The following is a 6066-nucleotide window of genomic DNA, read 5'->3' as shown; positions in this document are numbered from 1 at the left end:
ATTTATCAAATATCAATGGCTCAAACCACAGGATTATGAGAGTTTGGAGACTCTCAAGGAGGCGGTTGAGCAGATTCTCCGGCATTTTGGCACTGATTATGCAATTAATTTTGTCTAGCTACTTATTAGGAAGTTGTATCATTGGTGGGTTAGCTTTTTCCGGAATTGTTTTTGGATTGACATTTACTCATTTTGTTCAATCTGAACCCCAATCTGAAAATATAACTTCTTCACCATCAGAATCTGAAACAATATCTGACTCAAATAAAAATTCTACTCCTTCTTCAATTTCTGATAAAATATCAGAAACCAATCAATCTAATTTTTCCTCTTCTGTATCGACTCCTTCTATTTCAACAACGTCCCAATATGCCGAACCGTCCAAACCGTCAAATCTTCCCTCTTCTATAGGATGGATTAGAATCGGCGCAATTGCTAATCCATCCGGCAATACATTCATTGGGGAACAATTAATCAAAACAAAACAAGATGTTACAATTTATCCATCTTTTGTTCCTGCAATTGGTGAAAAAATTAAAGTTATCCAAAGTGTTAATTATAGAATAAATTATCCGCAAGCGCCTAGATATAAATTAGCTGATAAAATAGGAACGTTCTTTCCCAATCAAGAATTGGTTATTTTGAATTTAAAGACTTTTGTTGATTCAACAGTATCCTCATCATATACAGTGGTTTGGGCGGAAGTTGGTTTACCATAAATATCTTAACTCTCTGTCTCTGTCATTATTTGCTACTCAACCTCGCAAAACCCAACGCGGCTCTTGCCTAATAGATGTCAAATTGAACAGTAATGAGTTCTCTTTACCAATTCATTCATCATGGCGGAGTCCAGATGCGCCCTTTAGCGAATTAAATGATATTGTTATCAAAATCACTGAAATTCCTGCAAGCGATCGCTACTTTAACCCAAAGGTCGATAAACACGATAATTAATATTAGGAAAAATATTATCAAGAATCTCGACTTTTTCTAGCCAACCTGAATCGATTTGATTTTGCTTGATATCTTCGTAGAGCTTGTTAAAACGCATGAGGTGAGATTTTGTCCGTCGCGTTGCATAAGAAACCATCGTTCCCGTCCGCATGATAAACGCCCAGTCGGAAGATTGTGCCAATAGTAACTCTCGCGCTGCTTGATTTAAGGCTTTTTTCTCTAGCTCGTCTTTTGCTTCTCGGCAACTTAACTCAATCATCCGCTCTGCTGTTTTATGTAAGTGAGGATAAATCCAAGCATTGGTTTCATTGAGCCAAAACTCGTGAAATCCTTTAAAACCCCAACTAGATTGGGCAGGACAACTCACTTGTTGCGTGGGTTCGCGCTGCAAATAGTCGGCGAGGTGAATGGTTTCGTAGGTACTTTGATCGTAATGAGTTTTGCGGAAGAGGAAATCTAAAAACCAAGGACCTTCGTACCACCAATGCCCTAACAATTCTGCATCATAAGGAGAGACAATCAAAGGTGGACTGGCCATAAGTTGTGACAAGTTACGGACTTGTTGTTCTCGGTTGAACATGAAATTTCCGGCGTGTTCTGCGGCTTTTTCTTTGGCCCAGTAGGGATCGTAAAAAACTTTCTCTCCTAGTCCTGCATTGCGACTGGTGATTTTATAGTATTTAATGCCCGTGTTTTTACGCTGACCATTGGGCATAATGTAAGGTTTAATATATTCGTACTCCGCTTCCCAGCCTAAATCTTTATAAAATTCTCGATATTCGGGATCTCCTGGATATCCCACCTGAGAAGACCAAACTTGTTGCGAGGATTCTTGATCGCGTCCAAAAACTGCGACCCCGGTTTCTGTAAAAATGGGTGCATAAGTTCCATAGCGAGGGCGTGGTTTAGCGTAGAGAACCCCGTGACCGTCGGTGAGAAAATAGCGCAAGCCCACATCTGCCAGCATTCTTTCTAAGCCGTTATAATAGCCACATTCAGGAATCCAAATCCCTTTGGGCGATCGCCCGAATGTTTCTTCGTAATGTTCGCAAGCGACCTTCAGTTGCGACCACACCGCTTGAGGATACATTTTCATCAAGGGGAAATAGCCGTGGGTTGCCCCACAAGTTATGATTTCCAGATTATTGCTATCTTGGAATTGTTTGAAGCCCTTGACTAAATCGCGATCGTAACGCTCCCAGGTACTGCGAACAGATTGGAATTCCTTGGCGTAATATTCTGCTAAATAGCGCAGATGACCGTTATGCTGATGGCGATCGATTTCTTTTTCCGCGAGTTCCTGGAGTTGGCTCAGGTGTGCATCAAAGCGGTCTTGGAGAAGGGGATCTCGCAACATGGAAATGAGGGGTGGTGTCAAACTCATGGTGAGTTGAAACTGAACCCCATCCCGCTTCAAGCCTTCAAAAACATGGAGCAGAGGAATATAGGTTTCCGCGATCGCCTCGAAGAGCCATTCCTCTTCTAAAACGTAATCGCTTTCGGGGTGACGAACAAACGGAAGATGCGCGTGCAGGACGAGGGCAAGATAGCCAAGAGCCATAGTAATTTTGGGGAGGGGATAATTTGCTTTCGAGCAAAAAAAACTTGAACTATTTTAAGATTCTATGCCGGATGGGGGAGTAAAGCGCAAAAACTTCCTTGAGATTTTGAATGGCGATCGCTAAAAAAATGGTTTCCCCAGACAAAAGATATTAAGATATTATTAATAAACCTCTTTTCCTCAAGTTAAAACGCCAAGTCAATCTTGATTCGAGCCAATCATTGTTTGGATACCGTGCTAAAACCCACTGACAAGCAGATAAATCTTCCCTTCGCGATCGAGTCTTGTCTGGAGTCTACCGAGACTCTTCATTTCTTGCTCTTTGTGGACAAGCGTTCCGGTTCTAAGGAACATAATCGAGAAATTCAAGATTATCTTCAGAAATTAAAAGAGGAGAGATTAAAAGAGAATCATGATTTTATTCTAGAAGTTCTTGATGTTCGAGAGCGCCCAGATTTAGTGGAACACTTTCGGTTAGTTGCGACTCCTTCTTTAGTTAAACTGCATCCTGAACCCCGACAAATTCTGGCGGGTAGCGATTTGGTGGCGCAATTGCAAAAGTGGTGGCAGCAGTGGAAGCGAGATATACGGGAGCTACATCTGGAATCACAAGCAATTTTGCGAGAACAAGATTCCGGAGATAATGTTCCTTCTTTAGTGAATGGCAATGGCTATTATCCCGATCGCATTCACTTAACAGAAGAAATCTTTCGCTTAAAGAAAGAAAAGGAAGAACTCCTCGATCGCCTACAGTTTAAAGATCGGGTTCTGGCCATGCTGGCTCACGATCTTCGCAGTCCTTTAACAGCAGCTTCTATTGCTGTGGAAACTTTGGAACTGGCTCAAAAGCAAAAAGACCCTGAAAAAGCAGCTTATTTAACAGCAAAACTTTATAAGCAGGCTCGTGCCCAGTTTCGGACAATGAACCGCATGATCGGGGATATTTTGCAAGCGTCCAAAGTTAAAAATGGAGAATTTTCGCCCAAATTAGAAAGTCTTGATTTGTTAAGTTTTTGTGAGGATTTTCTGAAGCAATTTAGCAGTCGTTTGCGGGGAAAAGAATTACGTTTGGAAAAGGATTTTCCTCAAGACTTGCCCAATGTTTATGCCGATCCGGAGTTGATTTTTCAGGTGATGGCTAATTTACTCGATAATGCGATTAAGTATACTCCTGAAAATGGGACGATTAGTGTCTCGATTTTACATCGGACAACCCAAAAAGTACAAATTAGTGTTTGCGACACGGGGCCGGGCATTCCTGATGAGAAACGCGATCGCATTTTTGAGGGACATTTCCGACTCGAACGAGATAAGGCGAAAGAAGGATTTGGCATTGGTTTGGCGCTATGTCATCAAGTCGTACAAGCTCATTACGGTCACATTTGGGTAGATGGTAATAGCGATCGCGGCAGTTGCTTTCACTTTACCCTTCCCGTTCATCTTTAAGGTTGCTGGGTAGGATTTTCCGGCGAAGATGTTTCTGGGTCTTGTTCTTTGATACTAATTTGATAGCGTCCTCGGCTATTAGGGTCGTAACTGTTAACTAAAACCAAATAAGTCCCATCTTGAGGCAAAACAATCGTTAATTGGGAATTTTTGTTATCTTCGCTGATATCATCATTCTCACCAATTTGTTCATTTTTTTCGTCAAACAAAAATAAATAGGTATCAAATTCCTCACTCTCTAAAGTAATAAAAATTGTCTGCCCGGCTTTGCCGCTAAAATTATAGGAATCGTAACGACTGCCATCAACATCTAGACTGGGATCTTCTTCTGTCAGTTCTCCCTCTTCTTGGAGTAAAATTTCTCGCGCAGGAGCAACAGCATTCGGATTATTTGACCCTGTAGCAACTAGAATGAGGGACCAATAATGCTTAAAACGAGAGTTAGGATTGCTGGCATAACCCAATCCTGCTTCTGTATATTCTGGATTCAATAAACTTAGCCGATATCCTGGACTGTTTAACCATTGCTCCAGAATTGCTTGGGGTCGATCGCGATTAATGCCTAAATTTTCGGTCATGTTTGTGCCAGTATACCCCGTTGCCGCGACTCGCCCTTCTGTATTGATTCCTTGGGGATTAACAGGACTGAAAAAATCATTTTCTGCCATATCCTCAGCATGGCTTTGGGCTGCTTCTGTCAATTGGGAATTGAGTTGTAATGGGGATGCGCCAACTTTTTCTCGTTCTGCATTTGCGAGTTGCAAGAGAATGTCGATCGCCCTTAAATTTTGGTTTTCTGGTGGGGGATTTTCTGTTTCCGATTGCCCCAGAATGCTAGAGTCGCGATCGCTTGGGCTAGAATCGGGCAAATTATCTTCGGGGAAAATGAGGGGAGATACGTCAGCGCGTACTGACTCCGAACCAATGACGATTAACCCAAAACTCAACAAAGTTAAGATTGGCAAACGAGCAAAACGACTTTTTATAAACATAACGCGCTTTCTGTTGGTGGGAAGGATCGATGAATTGCAAAAAATAGGTGGCGGTGAAATTTCGCCCTCGATCTCGTATTATCTCAACTATTATAGGGGTTGAGATCGATCGCAAGGCAATCCTAGATTTTTCCTCCCTCGCCAGAAAAAAAGGTGTCCAGCAATAAGTTATTGTGAAATTAAAAGGGTTGTGTTAGCAAAATGTGAGGATAAAATGCCTCGGGTTTGTCTTTTCTATTAGATAAAATGGACTCGATTCGTTGTCAATAATTAAGCGCTAAACTAATTCGTTTCAATTGTATATTCACCTCTAATATCTGAACTTTAACGACTTGCCCTACTTTAACGATTGTTTTTGGGTCTTCTACAAAACGATCCGCCATCTTAGAAATGTGAATCAATCCATCTTGATGCACTCCCACATCAACGAAGGCACCAAAATTAGCGACATTTGTTACTGTTCCTTCTAATTCCATCCCTGGTTTAAGATCGCCGATCTCATTAATTCCCTCTTTAAAGGTGGCATATTGGAAGCGATCGCGGGGATCGCGTCCTGGTTTCTTCAATTCGCTAACAATATCTTGTAAGGTGGGCAATCCTATTGTATCGCTAATATAGCGATGGAGGGAGAGGCGATCGAGGCGATCTCTAGCGCGATCTATTTCTGTTAAGGATAGGTCTAAATCTGTGGCGATCGCTTCGACAATTTTGTAACTTTCTGGGTGAACGGCGGTATTATCCAAAGGGTTATCTCCGTTACGAATACGCAGAAATCCTGCGGCTAATTCGTAGGCTTTCGGTCCTAATTTCGCCACTTTTAAGAGTTGGCGACGGTTTTTGAAAACGCCATTTTTGTTACGATAAGCAATAATATTTTTGGCGATCGCCGGAGTGATACCAGAAACAAAAGTTAACAATTCTTGGGAGGCCATATTCAGATCGACTCCCACATAATTAACGCAACTTTCGACGGTTTCTGCTAACTTTTGTTTGAGTAATTTTTGTTCGACATCGTGTTGATATTGTCCCACACCAATCGATTTTGGGTCAATTTTAACCAGTTCTGCGAGGGGGTCTTGTAAGCGGCGACCGATACTAATTGCCCCTCTCACG

The 6066-nt window shown here is 41.9% G+C and carries 5 protein-coding genes; 2 read left to right on the top strand and 3 right to left on the bottom strand.

Going from position 1 to position 6066, the window contains the following annotated elements:
* The first annotated feature begins 98 nt into the window (after nt 1-98).
* On the top strand, nt 99-719 hold the full coding sequence (locus VB714_RS20495; protein ID WP_323226541.1) for a hypothetical protein: 621 nt from the start codon (nt 99-101) through the stop codon (nt 717-719).
* 203 nt (nt 720-922) lie between these two features.
* Here the strand turns inward: VB714_RS20495 and VB714_RS20490 are convergent, their stop codons facing one another.
* On the bottom strand, nt 923-2515 hold the full coding sequence (locus VB714_RS20490) for a glycoside hydrolase family 57 protein (RefSeq protein ID WP_323226539.1): 1593 nt from the start codon (nt 2513-2515) through the stop codon (nt 923-925).
* A 258-nt stretch (nt 2516-2773) separates the two neighbouring features.
* On the opposite strand from VB714_RS20490, the gene VB714_RS20485 reads away from it, so the two are divergent.
* Complete coding sequence (locus VB714_RS20485; protein ID WP_416309751.1) at nt 2774-3961, top strand: histidine kinase; 1188 nt, start codon at nt 2774-2776, stop codon at nt 3959-3961.
* Here the strand turns inward: VB714_RS20485 and VB714_RS20480 are convergent.
* A complete protein-coding gene (locus VB714_RS20480) occupies nt 3958-4953 on the bottom strand; it encodes a CAP domain-containing protein (protein ID WP_323226537.1) in 996 nt (331 codons plus the stop codon). The two genes, VB714_RS20485 and VB714_RS20480, sit on opposite strands and share 4 nt — an antisense overlap.
* A gap of 263 nt (nt 4954-5216) precedes the next feature.
* The coding region (locus VB714_RS20475) for a helix-hairpin-helix domain-containing protein (RefSeq protein ID WP_323226536.1) at nt 5217-6066 on the bottom strand (850 nt) is incomplete at its 5' end.

It is taken from the genome of Spirulina sp. 06S082, assembly GCF_034932145.1.
Taxonomy (GTDB): domain Bacteria; phylum Cyanobacteriota; class Cyanobacteriia; order Cyanobacteriales; family Spirulinaceae; genus CCY15215.
This window is presented reverse-complemented; position numbering and strand designations above follow the sequence as displayed.